At 61.7% G+C, this 13,919-nt stretch carries 15 protein-coding genes; 11 read left to right on the forward strand and 4 right to left on the reverse strand.

The genetic code is table 11. The features are described from left to right. Positions 1-11: 11 nt before the first annotated feature. Both ATN37_RS24765 and ATN37_RS24770 read left to right on the forward strand, forming a co-directional pair. Positions 12-521 carry a hypothetical protein gene (locus ATN37_RS24765; RefSeq protein ID WP_030536492.1) on the forward strand — a complete coding sequence of 170 codons (510 nt, stop codon included), beginning with the start codon at positions 12-14 and terminating at the stop codon, positions 519-521. A gap of 33 nt (positions 522-554) precedes the next feature. Continuing rightward, positions 555-1,010, forward strand: coding sequence for a PPOX class F420-dependent oxidoreductase (locus tag ATN37_RS24770; protein ID WP_058038281.1), 456 nt, complete (start codon positions 555-557; stop codon positions 1,008-1,010). 2 nt (positions 1,011-1,012) lie between these two features. Here the strand turns inward: ATN37_RS24770 and ATN37_RS24775 are convergent, their stop codons facing one another. Continuing rightward, positions 1,013-1,456, reverse strand: coding sequence for a helix-turn-helix domain-containing protein (locus tag ATN37_RS24775; RefSeq protein ID WP_030536494.1), 444 nt, complete (start codon positions 1,454-1,456; stop codon positions 1,013-1,015). Positions 1,457-1,573: 117 nt separating this feature from the next. Between ATN37_RS24775 and ATN37_RS24780 the strand changes: the two genes are divergently transcribed. After that, on the forward strand, positions 1,574-1,978 hold the full coding sequence (locus tag ATN37_RS24780; RefSeq protein WP_003940256.1) for a PaaI family thioesterase: 405 nt from the start codon (positions 1,574-1,576) through the stop codon (positions 1,976-1,978). A 1-nt stretch (position 1,979) separates the two neighbouring features. Here the strand turns inward: ATN37_RS24780 and ATN37_RS24785 are convergent, their stop codons facing one another. After that, the gene (locus ATN37_RS24785; RefSeq protein ID WP_218695730.1) at positions 1,980-2,495 is read right to left on the reverse strand and encodes a MarR family winged helix-turn-helix transcriptional regulator; all 516 of its coding nucleotides are present in this window, start codon (positions 2,493-2,495) and stop codon (positions 1,980-1,982) included. 58 nt (positions 2,496-2,553) lie between these two features. On the opposite strand from ATN37_RS24785, the gene ATN37_RS24790 reads away from it, so the two are divergent. Beyond that, positions 2,554-3,987 carry an FUSC family protein gene (locus ATN37_RS24790; RefSeq protein WP_218695731.1) on the forward strand — a complete coding sequence of 478 codons (1,434 nt, stop codon included), beginning with the start codon at positions 2,554-2,556 and terminating at the stop codon, positions 3,985-3,987. A 92-nt stretch (positions 3,988-4,079) separates the two neighbouring features. Further along, the gene (locus ATN37_RS24795) at positions 4,080-4,679 is read left to right on the forward strand and encodes a TetR/AcrR family transcriptional regulator (RefSeq protein ID WP_218695732.1); all 600 of its coding nucleotides are present in this window, start codon (positions 4,080-4,082) and stop codon (positions 4,677-4,679) included. Between the two features lie 21 nt (positions 4,680-4,700). Here the strand turns inward: ATN37_RS24795 and ATN37_RS24800 are convergent, their stop codons facing one another. After that, the gene (locus tag ATN37_RS24800) at positions 4,701-5,141 is read right to left on the reverse strand and encodes a VOC family protein (protein WP_003940268.1); all 441 of its coding nucleotides are present in this window, start codon (positions 5,139-5,141) and stop codon (positions 4,701-4,703) included. Between the two features lie 174 nt (positions 5,142-5,315). Between ATN37_RS24800 and ATN37_RS24805 the strand changes: the two genes are divergently transcribed. Next, positions 5,316-6,479, forward strand: coding sequence for a S9 family peptidase (locus tag ATN37_RS24805; protein WP_003940397.1), 1,164 nt, complete (start codon positions 5,316-5,318; stop codon positions 6,477-6,479). 62 nt (positions 6,480-6,541) lie between these two features. Here ATN37_RS24805 and ATN37_RS24810 read toward each other — a convergent pair whose 3' ends face one another. Beyond that, on the reverse strand, positions 6,542-7,273 hold the full coding sequence (locus ATN37_RS24810; RefSeq protein WP_218695733.1) for a TetR/AcrR family transcriptional regulator: 732 nt from the start codon (positions 7,271-7,273) through the stop codon (positions 6,542-6,544). 284 nt (positions 7,274-7,557) lie between these two features. Between ATN37_RS24810 and ATN37_RS24815 the strand changes: the two genes are divergently transcribed. From ATN37_RS24815 to ATN37_RS24835, 5 genes are read left to right on the forward strand one after another with little or no spacing between them, the layout of a single operon-like run. Next, positions 7,558-8,442, forward strand: a complete 885-nt coding sequence (locus ATN37_RS24815; protein WP_232329930.1) for an ABC transporter substrate-binding protein — start codon at positions 7,558-7,560, stop codon at positions 8,440-8,442. Further along, on the forward strand, positions 8,439-10,016 hold the full coding sequence (locus ATN37_RS24820; protein WP_218695734.1) for a multicopper oxidase family protein: 1,578 nt from the start codon (positions 8,439-8,441) through the stop codon (positions 10,014-10,016). The genes ATN37_RS24815 and ATN37_RS24820 overlap by 4 nt, the downstream gene beginning before the upstream one ends. A gap of 10 nt (positions 10,017-10,026) precedes the next feature. Continuing rightward, positions 10,027-10,374, forward strand: coding sequence for a plastocyanin/azurin family copper-binding protein (locus tag ATN37_RS24825; RefSeq protein ID WP_218695735.1), 348 nt, complete (start codon positions 10,027-10,029; stop codon positions 10,372-10,374). Then, entirely contained in the window at positions 10,371-12,185 is a 1,815-nt protein-coding gene (locus tag ATN37_RS24830) for an ABC transporter ATP-binding protein (RefSeq protein ID WP_308125233.1), read from the forward strand. The genes ATN37_RS24825 and ATN37_RS24830 overlap by 4 nt, the downstream gene beginning before the upstream one ends. Then, the gene (locus tag ATN37_RS24835; protein ID WP_218695736.1) at positions 12,182-13,915 is read left to right on the forward strand and encodes an ABC transporter ATP-binding protein; all 1,734 of its coding nucleotides are present in this window, start codon (positions 12,182-12,184) and stop codon (positions 13,913-13,915) included. Before ATN37_RS24830 ends, ATN37_RS24835 begins: the two co-directional genes overlap by 4 nt. The last annotated feature ends 4 nt before the right edge of the window (positions 13,916-13,919 follow it).

The following is a 13,919-nucleotide window of genomic DNA, read 5'->3' on the forward strand; positions in this document are numbered from 1 at the left end:
GAGATACCACGATGACGCCAGAACAGCGGACGCCAGAACAGAGCTGGCCGACGCATTGGCCGAAGGTCGCCCGTGACATCGCCGATGCCACGGCCGACGCACTCGCCGCGGTGCGGGCGGCAAATCGTGACGGACTACTCGTGGCTGTCGAGGAACTGCGCGGGCTCTCTTTCGAGCAGGTCAGCTCGGTTCACGCGGCGATCGTGCGCGAATTGCTCGAGGACACGCATCCGGACGGCTTGTCCAGCGAGGACGTGCAGGATGCGCTCACCGCCTGCGCCAAGTCCACGATCGTGTGGCTGCCGGATCTGGACGTGCAGGCGCTCGCTGCGGTCTACACCGGGGCGCTCGGGATCTCGGATCTGGAAGACGATTCGTTCCGTATCGGGCACGGCGCGTACCTGCGTTCGGCGGTTCTGGTCATCGGGAGTTTGTCGACCGGAGTGAAGAAAGCTCAGAGCGCGTACATCATTCGTGCAATCGGCGAAATCGCACGTGCTCAGACCATCGAGATGCCCTGAGCGTCAGTTCGTAAATCGAATTAGGCTGAGGTCATGTCCAAGATCGCCAGCGCAGATCGTGTGTCGTTTGCCGAACTCCTCGAGTTCATCAGGCCGCGCCATCGGGCCACGTTCGTCACGGTGAAGAAATCCGGCGAGTTGCAGATCTCTCCGGTGACGTGCGGGGTCGACGACGAGGGTCGGATCGTCATCTCCACGTACCCGGAACGGGCCAAGGCCGCGAATGTCCGCCGCACCCCGGCGGTGTCTCTGTGTGTCCACTCCGACGAGTGGAACGGCCCGTACGTCCAGGTGAACGGAACCGCGGAGTTGATCGACCTCCCGGACTCGGTGGAACCGTTGGTCGACTACTACCGATCCATCGCCGGTGATCATCCCGACTGGGACGAGTACCGCGAAGCCATGCGCAAGCAGGGTAAGAGCCTGATCCGCGTCACCGTCGACTCCTGGGGTCCGATCGCAACAGGCGGGTTTCCGCCCGGACGCTGACGCTATCGAGCAGGCGGCGAGAGTTCGACTACATGCGCGTCTTTGGCGGCCAGCGGCTCTTTGCAGTGCGCGCACACAACTTGGGCGTGCAGGATCTCACCGCAACGGTGTTCGACGACGGTTGGCGGTGGACCCGTCGTCGCAAAGGCGTCCCCCCATTCCATGAGCGCCATCAGAATGGGATAGAGCGCCTTCCCTGATTCGGTGGCGACGTATTCGTAGCGCGGTGGATGGTCTTCGTAGCGTCGCTTCGCGAGGACGTCGGCGTCGACAAGGGTGCGTAGACGCGCGGCGAGGATGTCGCGGCTCGCACCCGTGCCCGCGGCGATCTCGTCGAACCGTCGTTGCCCGAGGGCGATTTCTCTGAGCACCAACAGTGACCACTTCTCGCCGACGACCTCCAAGGCGTTGGCGATGGAGCAGTTGCGTCCTTTTGTCGCCGTCATCTCTGGGCCCCTGTTAGTTGGAAATGTTAGTTGGGAATTCCAACTTAGCACTTGACGGCATGTATTCGAGGGCGGAAGGTAGGTCGAGAAATCCAACGGAGCAGATGAGGGGTCGTCATGACGGAATTGAATCTCGAGGCAGCAAGCGGATTTGTCAGCGCTGCCGGATTGCAACTGGACGAGGTGTCCGGCACGAAGGTTGTCGGGCACATCGATCTGTCCGAGGAGCATCACACGCCGTGGGGCGTAGTCCACGGCGGTGTCTACACGACCGCCGTCGAGTCCGCCGCGAGCATCGGGGCCAGCACTGCAGTGGCGGACCGTGGCGAATTTGCCGTCGGAGTGCACAACGGAACGGATTTCCTGCGGGCGCGTACGGGTGGGCGCGTGGACGTCGTGGCTGTGCCGATACAGCAGGGCCGGGTTCAGCAGTTGTGGTCGGTGGTCATCACCGATCCGGAATCGGGCAAAGAGGTGGCGCGCGGTCAGGTGCGTTTGCAGAACGTGCCGCTGCCGAAGTAGGTCAGTCCCAGATCCCCGAGTCGATGTTGAGTGAGATGCGTTTGAGCAGTGCCGTCAGTTGGGCACGTTCGTCCTCGTCGAGTCCGGTGAGTACTTGACGGTCTCGCTCGACGCGTCGGGGAAACTCTGCCTCGACCAATGCGCGACCGGCAGCGGTGAGTTGAAGCAGAACCACTCGTCCGTCGTGTTCGAAGCGCTGACGCTCGACAAAGCCCAGCTTGGCCAGGCGGTCTGCGTGTTTTGTGGTGGCGGCGCCGCTGACCATCGTGACGGCGGTGACTTCGCTCGCCCGCAGGGGACGGTCACTGCGAGCAAGTGCACTCATCACGTCGAATTCGGCGCGAGAGACCCCGCTGGACGCCAGTGCGCGGTCGAGCTGGTGAAGAGACTGCGCGTTGATGCGGGCGATCCGGCCCATCACCTCGACGGGAGCAGTGTCGAACTCGGGGTAGGCGCGCTTCCATTCGCGACGGACTTTGTCGATGAAGTCGTCTTCGGATCTGTTCGCCGCGCCCATGTCCCTATCTTAGCGACAGAATTCACATTACTTCACAAGTAATTTACTAGTGAAATAAATGTATGCTGATTGGGTGAGCCGAACCGAAACCGCAGCCAGGACGCCCAGCCGTCTCACTCATTCGAGTGAGGCCATTGCACATACCGTCTCCGGGGCGACGTGGCGAGCGGCTTTTCGCGTCGGATCTGCCGACGCGACCATCGCCCCCGCGATCAGGGTCGGGCTCGCCACCGCCGTAGTCCTCGTGGTCGGCGGACTGCTCGGGCATCGGGAATTGGCCGGCTTCGCGGCCTTGGGCGCGCTGTGCGCCGCGTTCGGCAGGTACGAGCCGTATCCACGGTTGGCCGGCAAGCTGGCAATGGTGGGTGCTGCACTGGTGGTTTCGATTGCCTTCGGCGGCGCCATGGGTGTCGCGGGCGTTCCGATGTGGTTGCAGATCGGCATCCTCTCTTTGCTTGCGGGTGCGTCGTACTGCTTCATGTCGGGCTTCCGGATCACCGGGCCAGGGCCCGTCATCCTCGTCTTCGCGGCGACCGGTGCAGCCGGATATGCCTCCAGCGTTGATGATTTGGCGCGGTTGGTCACTGCCGGTGCGCTCGGAGTTCTGGTCGGTTGGGCGGCCGCGATGCTCCCAGCGCTCGTACTGCCGATGGGACCTGCCCGCCTGGCAGTTGCCCGTGCAGTTTCTGCGGTGGGGCGTCTCGAACAGTCCGGCGCAGACGGAGTGGAACCGGCGCTCGGATCGATTGCCAACGCCCGCTTGATTATTGCGTCGAGTGGCCGGATCAAGTCGACCGTCGATCACGGACGCGAACTGGTGGCGGTGCTCGACGAAGCAGAAGCGGCAGTTCAGGAGTGGCAGTTGCACGGCGACGCCACCCTGATTCGCAGCATTGCTCGGCACGAGAAGGAGCTTCGGAAGCTCAAGCGTTCCAGCATGATCGAACACGATCTCGCACCGGCAAAGAACCTGGCCGCGCCCGAAGGCTATTTTCTCGAAGGATTGAATCGGCTGTATTCGCGCCCGGTGCGGATGAATGCTCTCCGCATCGTGGCAGCGTCGGCTCTGGCCGGTTGGCTCGCGGCGGGAGCCGGGTTGGAGCATCCGCTCTGGGCGTCGATGGGTGCCATCGCCGCGATGCAGGGGCTGAACTACAAGCAGACCGTCCAGCGTGGGATTCAGCGGTTGGTGGGAAATGTCGGTGGCGCCGTCGTCGCTGCTGCTCTCATCGCATTGACGCTCGGCTACTGGCAAGCGGTTGCCGTGGTCGTGATTCTGCAGACTGCTGCTGAGCTGCTCGTGATCAAGAACTATGCACTGACATCACTGGCCGTCACCCCGATGGCACTGCTCCTCATCGGTTTCAGTGCTCCGATCGGGACCGAAGCGGCAGTGGCTCGCGTCGCGGACACTCTCATCGGCGTGGTGATCGGAGTTGTCGTCGCCGCTGTGACGATCAGTCGATCGGATCGCCACCACGTCACCGTGTAACCGGTTCTGCCGTGTAACCGGTTCTGCCGTGTTTCCGGTACTGCCGTGTTTCCGGTACTGCTGTGTTTCCGGTACTGCGTAGGCTCCTGCAGGTGGAGGACAGCACGCCGGTCGACGGCCGGAAACTGCGTTACCAGCATCGCCGTGCCGAATTGCTCGAGCAGGTAACCGCGTACGTCACGGCGAACGGCGTCGGTGAACTGTCCATGCGGCCATTGGCCAAGGATCTGGGGATCAGTCATGCGACACTCATCCATCATTTCGGTTCGAAGGAACAACTGCTCACTGAAGTAGTTGCCACCCTGCGAGACAGCTCTTCTCTCGACATCTCTTCCGGGACCGACATCGTCGAGATGTTGACGAGTTACTGGAATGGGCGCACATCAGCGGAATCGTTGCCGAACTTTCGCTTGATGTTCGAGATCTACGGACAGGCGTTGTTGCATCCGGAGCGGTATCGCGAGTTTCTCGACCATGTGGTGGGGGACTGGTTGGGTGGTTTGGCGGAAGCTGCGGTCGCGCACGGATGTCCACCCGATCGCGCTGATCGCTACGCGACGATCGTGTTGGCGCAGATTCGCGGGTTGACGCTCGATCTGGTGACCACCGGTGACCGCGTCAGAATCGACGCGGCGTTCGCCGAATTCGCGGCCGCGATGGGCGCTCTGGCCAGTTCCTGGAAGGCGATCTGACGCTCCGAATGCCGTGACGCTTCAGGCGATCTGCTCGAACAGGGACACGATTATCCCTTCAGGCCCCCGGACGTAAGCCATGCGCACGCTGTTCTCGTACTCGCCGATCCCGCCGATGAGTCCGTAACCGTCCGCAGCCACCGCGTCGACCGCAGCCTGGAGATCGCCCACCTCGAAAGACACGTTGCGTATCCCGATCTCGTTGGCCATCGGAGCAGGCGATCCGGGTACGTGCTCGGGCGTGACGAAGGACGAGAGCTCGAGCCGTGATCCTTCGCCCGGCGGGCGCAGCATGGCGATTTCGCACTTGGCTCCAGGGATACCGCAGACGGTTTCCACGAACTCACCCTCCACGGATCCGGTGCCCTCCACCTCGAGACCCAGACCGACGAAGAATGCCGTCGCTGATTCGAGGTCCGCGACGGTGATGCCGATGTGGTCGAAACGCTGTACGTGTGCCATGGACACATCCTCCTACTGTTTTTTCGTGCGGTTCGATGCTAGGTCGGAGTTGGGGCCGGAATCTCGACATATACCTTTCACGAAGCTGCAAGATTTTGCTTGACCGATCGGTTAAACAAAATCTACGATAACGTCCAACGAGGTCGCCCACCGCACGAACCGGAGTCGTCAGACGTGAAATTCCAGTCGAAGTCGTTTGCCCGCATATCCATCGCAGCCCTCTGTGCTGCAACGATCGGCTCCGCCGTTGCTGCGCCCATCGCGTCCGCGCAGGCACCGAGCGCGTCGCAAGCCACCGGCACTGTGGTGTCGAGTGAGCCGCTACCGAAAGATCTGTGGATTCCGGGTACCGCCGACGCCAAGCGATTCACGTACTGGACCATCGGTTCCAACGGCGGGCCTGCGCTGAGCAGTGGCGCGTACTACGTCCCGGCCGGTCCGGCACCGGAAGGTGGTTGGCCCGTCATTGCGTGGGCGCACGGCACCACGGGACTCGACGATTCCTGTGCCCCTTCGCTGGTCGGTCCTGGCCTGCCCGAGCGCGACTACCCCTACCTGGGGCGTTGGCTCTCCGAGGGCTACGCCGTAGTCGCCACCGACTACGTCGGTCTGGGAACACCGGGGCTGATGCCGTATCTCGACGGAAAGGTGGAGGCGCACAGCGTCGTCGACTCGGTCAAGGCTGCTCGGGTGATCGACCCCACCATCTCGAATCGGTGGGCAGTGGTCGGGCAGTCGCAGGGCGGCGGTGCGGCCATCACGACGGCGCGCTACGCCACTGAATACGGTGGGGATTCTCTCGACTATCGCGGCGGGGTGGGTACCGGAGTGCCGGCCAACATCGAGTTGACCCTCCTGCCTGCCGGCCCGGGCTTCCCTCCCATCGCCCTCGGCGGCGGATTGACGTCGTACGCGCTCTACATCCTCGCGGGCTTGCGGGAAGCGCACCCCGAGATCGACTTGAATTCCTACCTGAACGACTTGGGAAGGGAAAAGGTCGACTCGGCCGAAAAGCTCTGCGCCGCAGACCTGGACGAGGCATCCAAGGATCTGGTCCTCGGTGACATCTTCTCCCGCCCGCTCAGTCAGATCCCGAACTTCCAGGGTCTGCTGAACGATTACATGGGTGTACCGACCAGTGGATACGATCGCCCCATCTTCATCGGCCAGGGCTTGCTCGACGTGGATGTCCCTGCACCGTCTGCACTTTCGCTGGTTGCAGCGTTGGTCGCCAACGGTGAACCGGTCACGTTCAAGACCTACAACACCGATCACAGCGGCGCTTTGGTCGAATCACAGGCTGACACGATTCCGTTCGTCGCGAACCTGTTCCGTTAGACATATCGAGAATCCAACTCATCCGAGGGTTGCTGTCGCACAACTGCGACAGCGACCCTCGGTCATTTCTGTGACTCCTTGATTGCGTTCAGCCGCGCCTCGAGGCCGTCGAGGACACGGTCGAGTGTGTAGCGATAGTGTTCTGCCCGTGTTGCTTCCGCAGCATCCGGTGGACCGGCGAACTTCCCGATCAGTGTCTCCATCGATGAACGAGGATCTGAGGGTCTGTCGTTACTCAGTCGTTCCAGCATCGCGCTGTGATCGGGTGAAGGCTGTCCGCTGGGAATGCGCCTGGCGTCGTTCATGGCGATCAGTGTGATTGTCGAGGTGAAGGCGACGGTGTAAGCCTGAGCGGCTTCTTCCCCGAACCCGGCGTCGATCAGCGATGCCAATCCGGCCTCCATGAGTTCCCGGCTGCGCTGGGTGGCAACTCCGTTCATCAGCAGCCACTGTGCCGCGCCTGGACACTCGATCAAGGCCTCTCGCATCTGCAAGAGCAGATGCGTCAGCCATTGACGCCAATCTTCTTGTGCAGATGGCACGTTCACGGCCGACACCGCACTGTCGACCACCGCAGCCGAGAGTGCGTCCCGATCTCCGACGAGTCGATAGACGACGGAGAACGACGTATCGAGTTCGCCGAGCAGCTGCCGCAGCGACCAGCCCTCGACTCCGTGCTCGCGACTGAGCCCGAACGCCACGGTCAGCACCGCGTCCGCAGTGATCCCGGTGTTGTAACTCCGGCGGCGCTGTGATTTCGCGGCGGACTTCTTGTCAGGTGATGGCGCAGTCATGGTCCGACCGAGCTTAGTGGCGTCGGATCGGTGTGCGTAGTCGACGCAAGCGATTGACGGATGTACTTAGGTGAGGTTTACTTGCCAAATCCGAGCAGTGCTCGGATTTATGCGAACCCCCCGATTTTTCGAAGCTGAAGGACACCATGAAGTTGAAAACGCGACCCGGTTACCTATCGAGGCTGGGTGCTTCGCTGCTGGTCAGTGTCGTTGCCCTGACTGCGGCCGCCTGTAGCTCGAGTGAGGCGGGACCGACGACGGAACCTGCCGAGGGAACGCGTGTTGTGTCCCACGAATTCGGTGAGACGTCGGTTCCGGGCGACCTCGGGCGAATTGTTTCCCTCGACGAATACGCCGCACTCGGTCTCCTTGCCGTCGGCATCACCCCTGACGTGGTCTTCACGTCGTGGGGATCGGAGATCGGCCAGGATATCTTGGCGTCAGCTGGTACCGAGGTGGTCACGGTGCCGCCGCTCGGTGCACCCCCGATCGAGCAGGTCCTCGCCCAGGATCCCGGACTGGTCATCTTCACGTCGATGGGCGATCGGAGCTACTACGACTCCCTTGCGTCGACCGTACCCACAGTGCCGGTCCCGGCCGTCACCACTCCGTGGCGTGAGAATCTTGCCTTCTTCGGACGCGCTTTTGATCGTCAGTCGGTTGCCGACAAGCTGACTGTCGCTTTGGAGGGCAAGATCGCTGACGTCTCTGCTCGGTCCGGTGGTGAAGTGAACACCGTGTCGGTGCTGATGAGCAGTTCTGGAATCCTTGCCACCACCACCGAGCAGGCGCCGCCGTCGTTGCTGTTGGCGGAGAGCGGCTTCGGGCGTCCGGAATCCCAGCGAGCGAATGCCGCTGGAGGACTGCCGTATGCGCCCCTGTCCGACGAGGCGATCCCGGCGCAGGATGCTCGGATCGTAGCCGTGTTCGACGAGGGCGTGTACGAGTTCGGCAAGGTTGCCGGTGTTCCCGGATTCTCGAGTCTTTCAGCGGTGCAGGAGAACCGAGTGGCCAAGGTCAACGGAGACATGTGGCTTGCCACTCATCCCTTCGCCACCTTCTGGATGATCGAGGACATGGATGCCATGGCTGCCGGCAATCTGACCGGCACCGGAACCGAAGCTGTTGCCGCGACGCGCTATCAGGAATTCACGGCGCTGACGGCATGAGTTCGAGAGCGTTGAGTCGGCGCCTGGCTCTGCGATGGGGAGCGGTGACGCTCGGCTCTGCGGCTGTGGGTTCTGCGGCTGTGGGTTCTGCGGCTTTGGGTTCTGTGGCATTGAGTGCGTGCAGCCGTGGCTCGGCGAACGAATCCAGTTCTGAGATTTCACCGTTCGACGACGAAGTTCGTGCTGCCGAACAGGCGAGATTTCATAGCGGGCGCACAGTCGAACGGAATCTGACAGCTGCACCGGCTCGGGTGAGTCTGGGCGCCAGAGAGGTCGACACATGGTCGTACGGTGCGGAAGCAGTTGGCCCGGAGCTTCGAATCTCCAAGGGAGACCGGCTCAACGTTCTTTTGCAGAACGACCTTCCGACGGAGACCTCGGTGCACTGGCACGGCATTGCGATCCGCAACGACATGGACGGCGTCCCGCCGGTCACCCAGGAACGAATCCAACCAGGTGCCGAGTTCACCTACGACTTCGTGGCCCCGGATCACGGAACATATTGGTACCACTCCCATTCAGGATTGCAGGCCGATCGAGGGTTATTCGGTGCACTCGTGGTCGAGGACCCGAACGACCGGACCGGAGCCGACGAGGACGTCGTCATCGTGATCGACGACTGGCTCGACGGGCTGGGAACAACCCCGGATGCAGTGCTTCGCGCATTGTCACCGGACGTGCAGGGAGGACACCACGGGCACGGCGGAGCTCCACCGGAAGTCGATGGTGCAGAGATTGATTCTGCCGCAGAACTTCTCGCCAGCGGTCACGGCAATTCCGAGGCGCTCGGTGGAATGGCAACGCACATCACGTATCCACTGCACCTGATCAACGGACGGCCTGTGGAAGATCCCTTCGTCGTCAGTGCGACGGCCGGAACTCGGCTTCGATTGCGGGTGATCAATGCCGGGGCAGAGACTCCGTACCGTTTCTCGGTCGCCGGGCACGAGATGACCGTTGTCAGTGCTGACGGGCAGGACGTTGCCTACACAGCCGGAGACGAGATTCTGATCGCACCCGCGCAGCGATACGACGTATTGGTGACGGTGCAGTCCGGCTCGTGGCCCATCGCCGCGAAGGTGGAAGGGAAGTCAGGTGGCGTCGCGTGCCTGCTTCGGACGCCGGATTCGGTAGCGGTCGTCGACCTGACTTCGCCTGCAGTGCTGTCAGGTTCCGGCGGTCGGCTCGTTCTGGAATCGGAGCTTCGCCCGTCAGGAGCGCTGGAGCAGAGGGCACCGGATCGTGCGTATTCGGTGGATCTCATTCAGGCCGGCGATCGATACCTCTGGGGAATGGCGGGCGCCGATGCAGGTCGGTTGAGAATGAAGCAGGGCGAGCGAATACGAATCGTCATGAACAACGACACCGACATGTGGCACCCGATGCACACCCATGGGCACACCTTCTCGGTTCCCTCCTACGGCGGGCTTCGCCGAGACACCGTGATCGTACTTCCGCGTACACAAATGGCGATCGACTTCGACGCCGACAATCCAGGACGGTGGATGTTTCACTGTCACAACGCGTACCACTTCGAGGCCGGGATGACTGCCGACCTCCACTACGTTCGATGAGGAGAGCAGAATGTCATTTCGCACCGGATTGACCACATTGATCGCTGTTGCAGCGGTATTCACACTGACGTCGTGCGGCAACGATTCGACGGGATCTACCGAGCAAGCGCCGGTCGAGATCTCGGTGAAAAACCTTGCGTACAAATCGAACTCCGTCACCGTGCACACAGGACAGACCGTCACGTGGATTTTCGAGGACCAGGGAATGCCGCACGATGTCGTGTTCGCCGAGTTGGGGATCAAGAGCGATCTCCAAGGAAGCGGAACCTACAGTCAGACCTTCGACAAAGCCGGAACGTTCACCTACACGTGCACACCACATCCGAACATGACCGGCACGATCATCGTCGAAGAGTGAGTGCGGCAATGAAAGTGAACGAGGCCGCAGCCCCGGAAGACTCGCCTGGACTCGTCGACCGCGACGCTTTGGGCAGGATGATCGCGCCGGTGAGAAATCAACTCCTCCTAGGGGCGGGTCTGTCGGCACTGTCGGTGCCGTTGCGATTCCTGCCCTACGTTGCGGTGGTCGAGATCGCGCGGGTGCTCCTGACCGACTCGTCGTTGAACCTGGTCTGGCTGTGGGCCGCAATCGGTGCAGCGGGCACAATTCTCGGTTTTGTCGTCTACAACGCAGCGCTGACCGTGTGCCACACCGCCGACGCGCATTTCAAATACTCGATCCGCTCGCGTATCGCTCGGCATCTGTCCCGAGTTCCTCTGGGGTGGTTTGCAAATGGTGGCACCGGTGAAGTGAAGCAGGCGATGACGGACGACGTGAAGCGGATGCATCTTCTCGTCGCTCACCTTCCCGCCGACGTGGTGCCCGCGATCTTGTCGCCGATAGTGGCCCTGATCTATCTGGTGGCGATGGACTGGAAGTTCAGCCTGGTCCTGGTCGGCTACATCGGAGTGTGTCTCGCTCTCGCCGCGCCGTCGATGCGCAGAGCCTATCGAACGAACGTCGACTCCTGGAATCTTGCAATGTCGACATTGACCTCTGCGACAGTAGAACTGGGCGACGGTATCGAGGTTGTCAAGACGTACGGGAGTGGGAGTCGCGCATTCGCGCGCTACTCGAGCGCTGTCGATTCGATGGTTGCGGTGTGCGTGCGATGGATGTCGGGGATGGGAAGGCCGGTGGTCGCGATGTCGATCCTCCTCTCACCGGCGGTACTCATCGTGGTCATCACGGCGACGGGAACTGCAATGTTGTCCGGGGGTTGGATTACCCCGGTAGCTCTTGTTGCCTTTCTGGTCGTCGGAATCGGTGTTCCGTCGTCGGTTCTGCACATGGGAACGATGGCCAACCTCTACCGCGAAGGCCAACTGGGAGCGACTCACGTCGAGAGCATCCTCGGCGAACCAGAGCTGGCCGAACCTCAGGATGCAGTGCCTGCTCGCAGCACTTTGGTCGAATTCGACAGCGTCGGCTTCGAATACACCACTGGGCAGCGCGTCCTCGAGAACATCTCCTTCGAGATGCAACCGGGCACCGTGACCGCGATCGTTGGCCCCTCCGGCTCCGGAAAGACCACTTTGGCGCGTCTACTTCCGCGGTTCTGGGACGTCACGGACGGGTCTATTCGACTGGGCGGAAGCGATTTACGAGATCAGTCCAGTCGCGAAGTCTTGAGATCGATGGCCATCGTCTTCCAAGATGTTGTGCTCCTGCGGGACAGCGTGCGCGAGAATATTCGGCTCTGTCGACCGGATGCAACGGATCTGGAAGTGGAGACAGCGGCGAGGCGGGCGCAGATTCACGACGTGATCATGCGACTGCCGGACGGGTACGACACCGAGATCGGTGGTGGTTCGGGCGGTGAGCTGTCGGGTGGGGAGAAGCAACGCCTGACGATCGCCCGCGCCATCCTTCAGAACCCGCCGATCGTCATCCTGGACGAGGCGACTTCGCAGGCCGATCCCCACAGTGAATCGGCCGTTCAACGCGCACTGGGTGAGATCAGTGCGGACGGCGGCACCCTGATGGTGATCGCTCATCGACTGCACACCGTCCGATATGCAGATCAGATACTCGTTCTCGACGCCGGACGGATCGTGGAAAAGGGTACGCACGAACAGTTGTCGGCGCTCGGCGGAACCTACGCGCGGATGTGGGCGCTCCAGAACCCCCTCGTCGAAGACATATCTCCGCGAAAGGCGCTGCAATGATTCGAGACCTGGACGAAATCCTCGGGCGCGGCAATGGGATGCGAGGTCAGATAGCAGGTTTCACGCTCGCTGGGATACTCGAGGGTGTCGTCTTTGCACTGATGATTCCGATCCTGAAAGCGGTGGTTCGCGGCGATTACGACGCCGCAGTGCCGTGGGTTGTCACGGCTGCTCTCGTGGCGGTGGCCTGTGGCGCCGTACGGTGGATCGCCGAGAATCGGGCGTACCGCATCGGAATCGAGGGTTTTGCCGGTGGAATCATGCATCGCCTCGGTGAGCACTTGGTGCAGGTTCCGCTCGGGTGGTTCAGCAAGGCAAACCGTGGAGCGTTCACTCGCCTGGTCACCGAGGGCACGGCTATCTTGATGAGCATCCCGGGAATGATCATCGCGCAACTCGTCACCGTCACGGTGACTCCCGCGACCGTGGCGATCGCTGTCTTGTTTGTGGACTGGCGACTGTCCCTCACGATGGTCGTCTTCGTTCCACTGGGGATTCGGGCTTACCGCAACGTGCAGCGTGCGGTTGTTCCCGAATACGAGGCGATCGGCAAGAGCGAATCCGAGTTGGCATCACGCGTCGTCGAATATGCACAGGCGCAGCAAGTTCTACGTTCGGCCGGTAAGAGTGGCGAAGGCTGGACTCGGTTGGACGAAGCTCTTGTGTCCAACCGGGACGCACACCTGCAGGAAATCGGATCGGTCGACAAGTATCTGCTGCGCTTCATGATCGTCGTTCAGGTTGCCTTTCTCACCGTCCTGGTTCTGGCGGCACTGCTGGTCACCACCGGGTCCATCGACACAGCAAGCGTGATCGTTGTTCTCGTGTTGGCCGTGAGGTTCGTGGAGCCGATGCAAATGCTCGCAGGATTCGGTGAAGGTATCTCACTGGCCCGGGTGTCGCTCGGATCTGTCCGCGAGATGATCGATGTACCGGTGCTGGCGGAGCCTGAGGTGCCGAAAGCGCCTACGTCGTATGATATTCGGTTCGATTCGGTCTCCTTCGGCTACGGCCCGGATCGCGTGATTCGTAACGTGAGCCTCGAATTCCCGGATTGCTCGGTCACTGCTCTGGTCGGTCCTTCCGGTTCCGGAAAGACAACTCTGGTTCGGCTGATCTCCAGATTCTGGGACGTCGACGAAGGTGCGGTATCCATCGGGGGAGCCGATGTTCGCGACATCGGAACGAGAGCATTGATGTCTCGGATATCGACTGTCTCACAGCAGGTTTACCTGTTCGACGGAACCATCCTGGAGAACGTTCGGTTGGCGAGACCGGATGCCACCGAGTCGGAGGTACGTCAAGCAGTGGTGGATTCCAGGCTAGGCGAAGTGATCGACCGTTTGCCGAGCGGTGAGGAGACCAGGGTAGGTGAAGGCGGATCACTGCTGTCCGGCGGTGAACGTCAGCGGGTCTCGATTGCGCGGGCATTCCTCAAGGACACTCCGATTGTTCTTCTCGACGAAGCGACTTCAGCCCTCGACGGAGAGAACGAAGTCGCCATCACCGAGGCAATTCACCGATTGGCCCGTGGTCGAACGGTGGTGATCATCGCTCATCGCCTGTCGACTATTCAGGGAGCAGATCGCATCGTCTACCTCGAAGACGGTGGGGTGGAGGAGGTCGGTTCCCACGAAGACCTGATCGCGCGAGGTGGAAAGTACTTGGATCTGTGGGCCGAGCGCAGTGGCGCGGAGGGATGGAGGATCGACCGAGCGCCTAAGCGGTGAAGAA

Origin of the sequence: Rhodococcus sp. MH15 (assembly GCF_019266045.1) — a bacterium.
Taxonomy (GTDB): Bacteria; Actinomycetota; Actinomycetes; order Mycobacteriales; family Mycobacteriaceae; genus Rhodococcus_F; species Rhodococcus_F qingshengii.

Coding starts and splice junctions, on each gene's coding strand:
- ATN37_RS24825 (WP_218695735.1), top strand. CDS start 10,027: ATGTCATTTCGCACCGGATTGACCACATTGATCGCTGTTGCAGCGGTA.
- ATN37_RS24765 (WP_030536492.1), top strand. CDS start 12: ATGACGCCAGAACAGCGGACGCCAGAACAGAGCTGGCCGACGCATTGG.
- ATN37_RS24775 (WP_030536494.1), bottom strand. CDS start 1,456: ATGACGGCGACAAAAGGACGCAACTGCTCCATCGCCAACGCCTTGGAG.
- ATN37_RS24800 (WP_003940268.1), bottom strand. CDS start 5,141: ATGGCACACGTACAGCGTTTCGACCACATCGGCATCACCGTCGCGGAC.
- ATN37_RS24790 (WP_218695731.1), top strand. CDS start 2,554: ATGTATGCTGATTGGGTGAGCCGAACCGAAACCGCAGCCAGGACGCCC.
- ATN37_RS24785 (WP_218695730.1), bottom strand. CDS start 2,495: ATGGGCGCGGCGAACAGATCCGAAGACGACTTCATCGACAAAGTCCGT.
- ATN37_RS24835 (WP_218695736.1), top strand. CDS start 12,182: ATGATTCGAGACCTGGACGAAATCCTCGGGCGCGGCAATGGGATGCGA.
- ATN37_RS24770 (WP_058038281.1), top strand. CDS start 555: ATGTCCAAGATCGCCAGCGCAGATCGTGTGTCGTTTGCCGAACTCCTC.
- ATN37_RS24780 (WP_003940256.1), top strand. CDS start 1,574: ATGACGGAATTGAATCTCGAGGCAGCAAGCGGATTTGTCAGCGCTGCC.
- ATN37_RS24820 (WP_218695734.1), top strand. CDS start 8,439: ATGAGTTCGAGAGCGTTGAGTCGGCGCCTGGCTCTGCGATGGGGAGCG.
- ATN37_RS24810 (WP_218695733.1), bottom strand. CDS start 7,273: ATGACTGCGCCATCACCTGACAAGAAGTCCGCCGCGAAATCACAGCGC.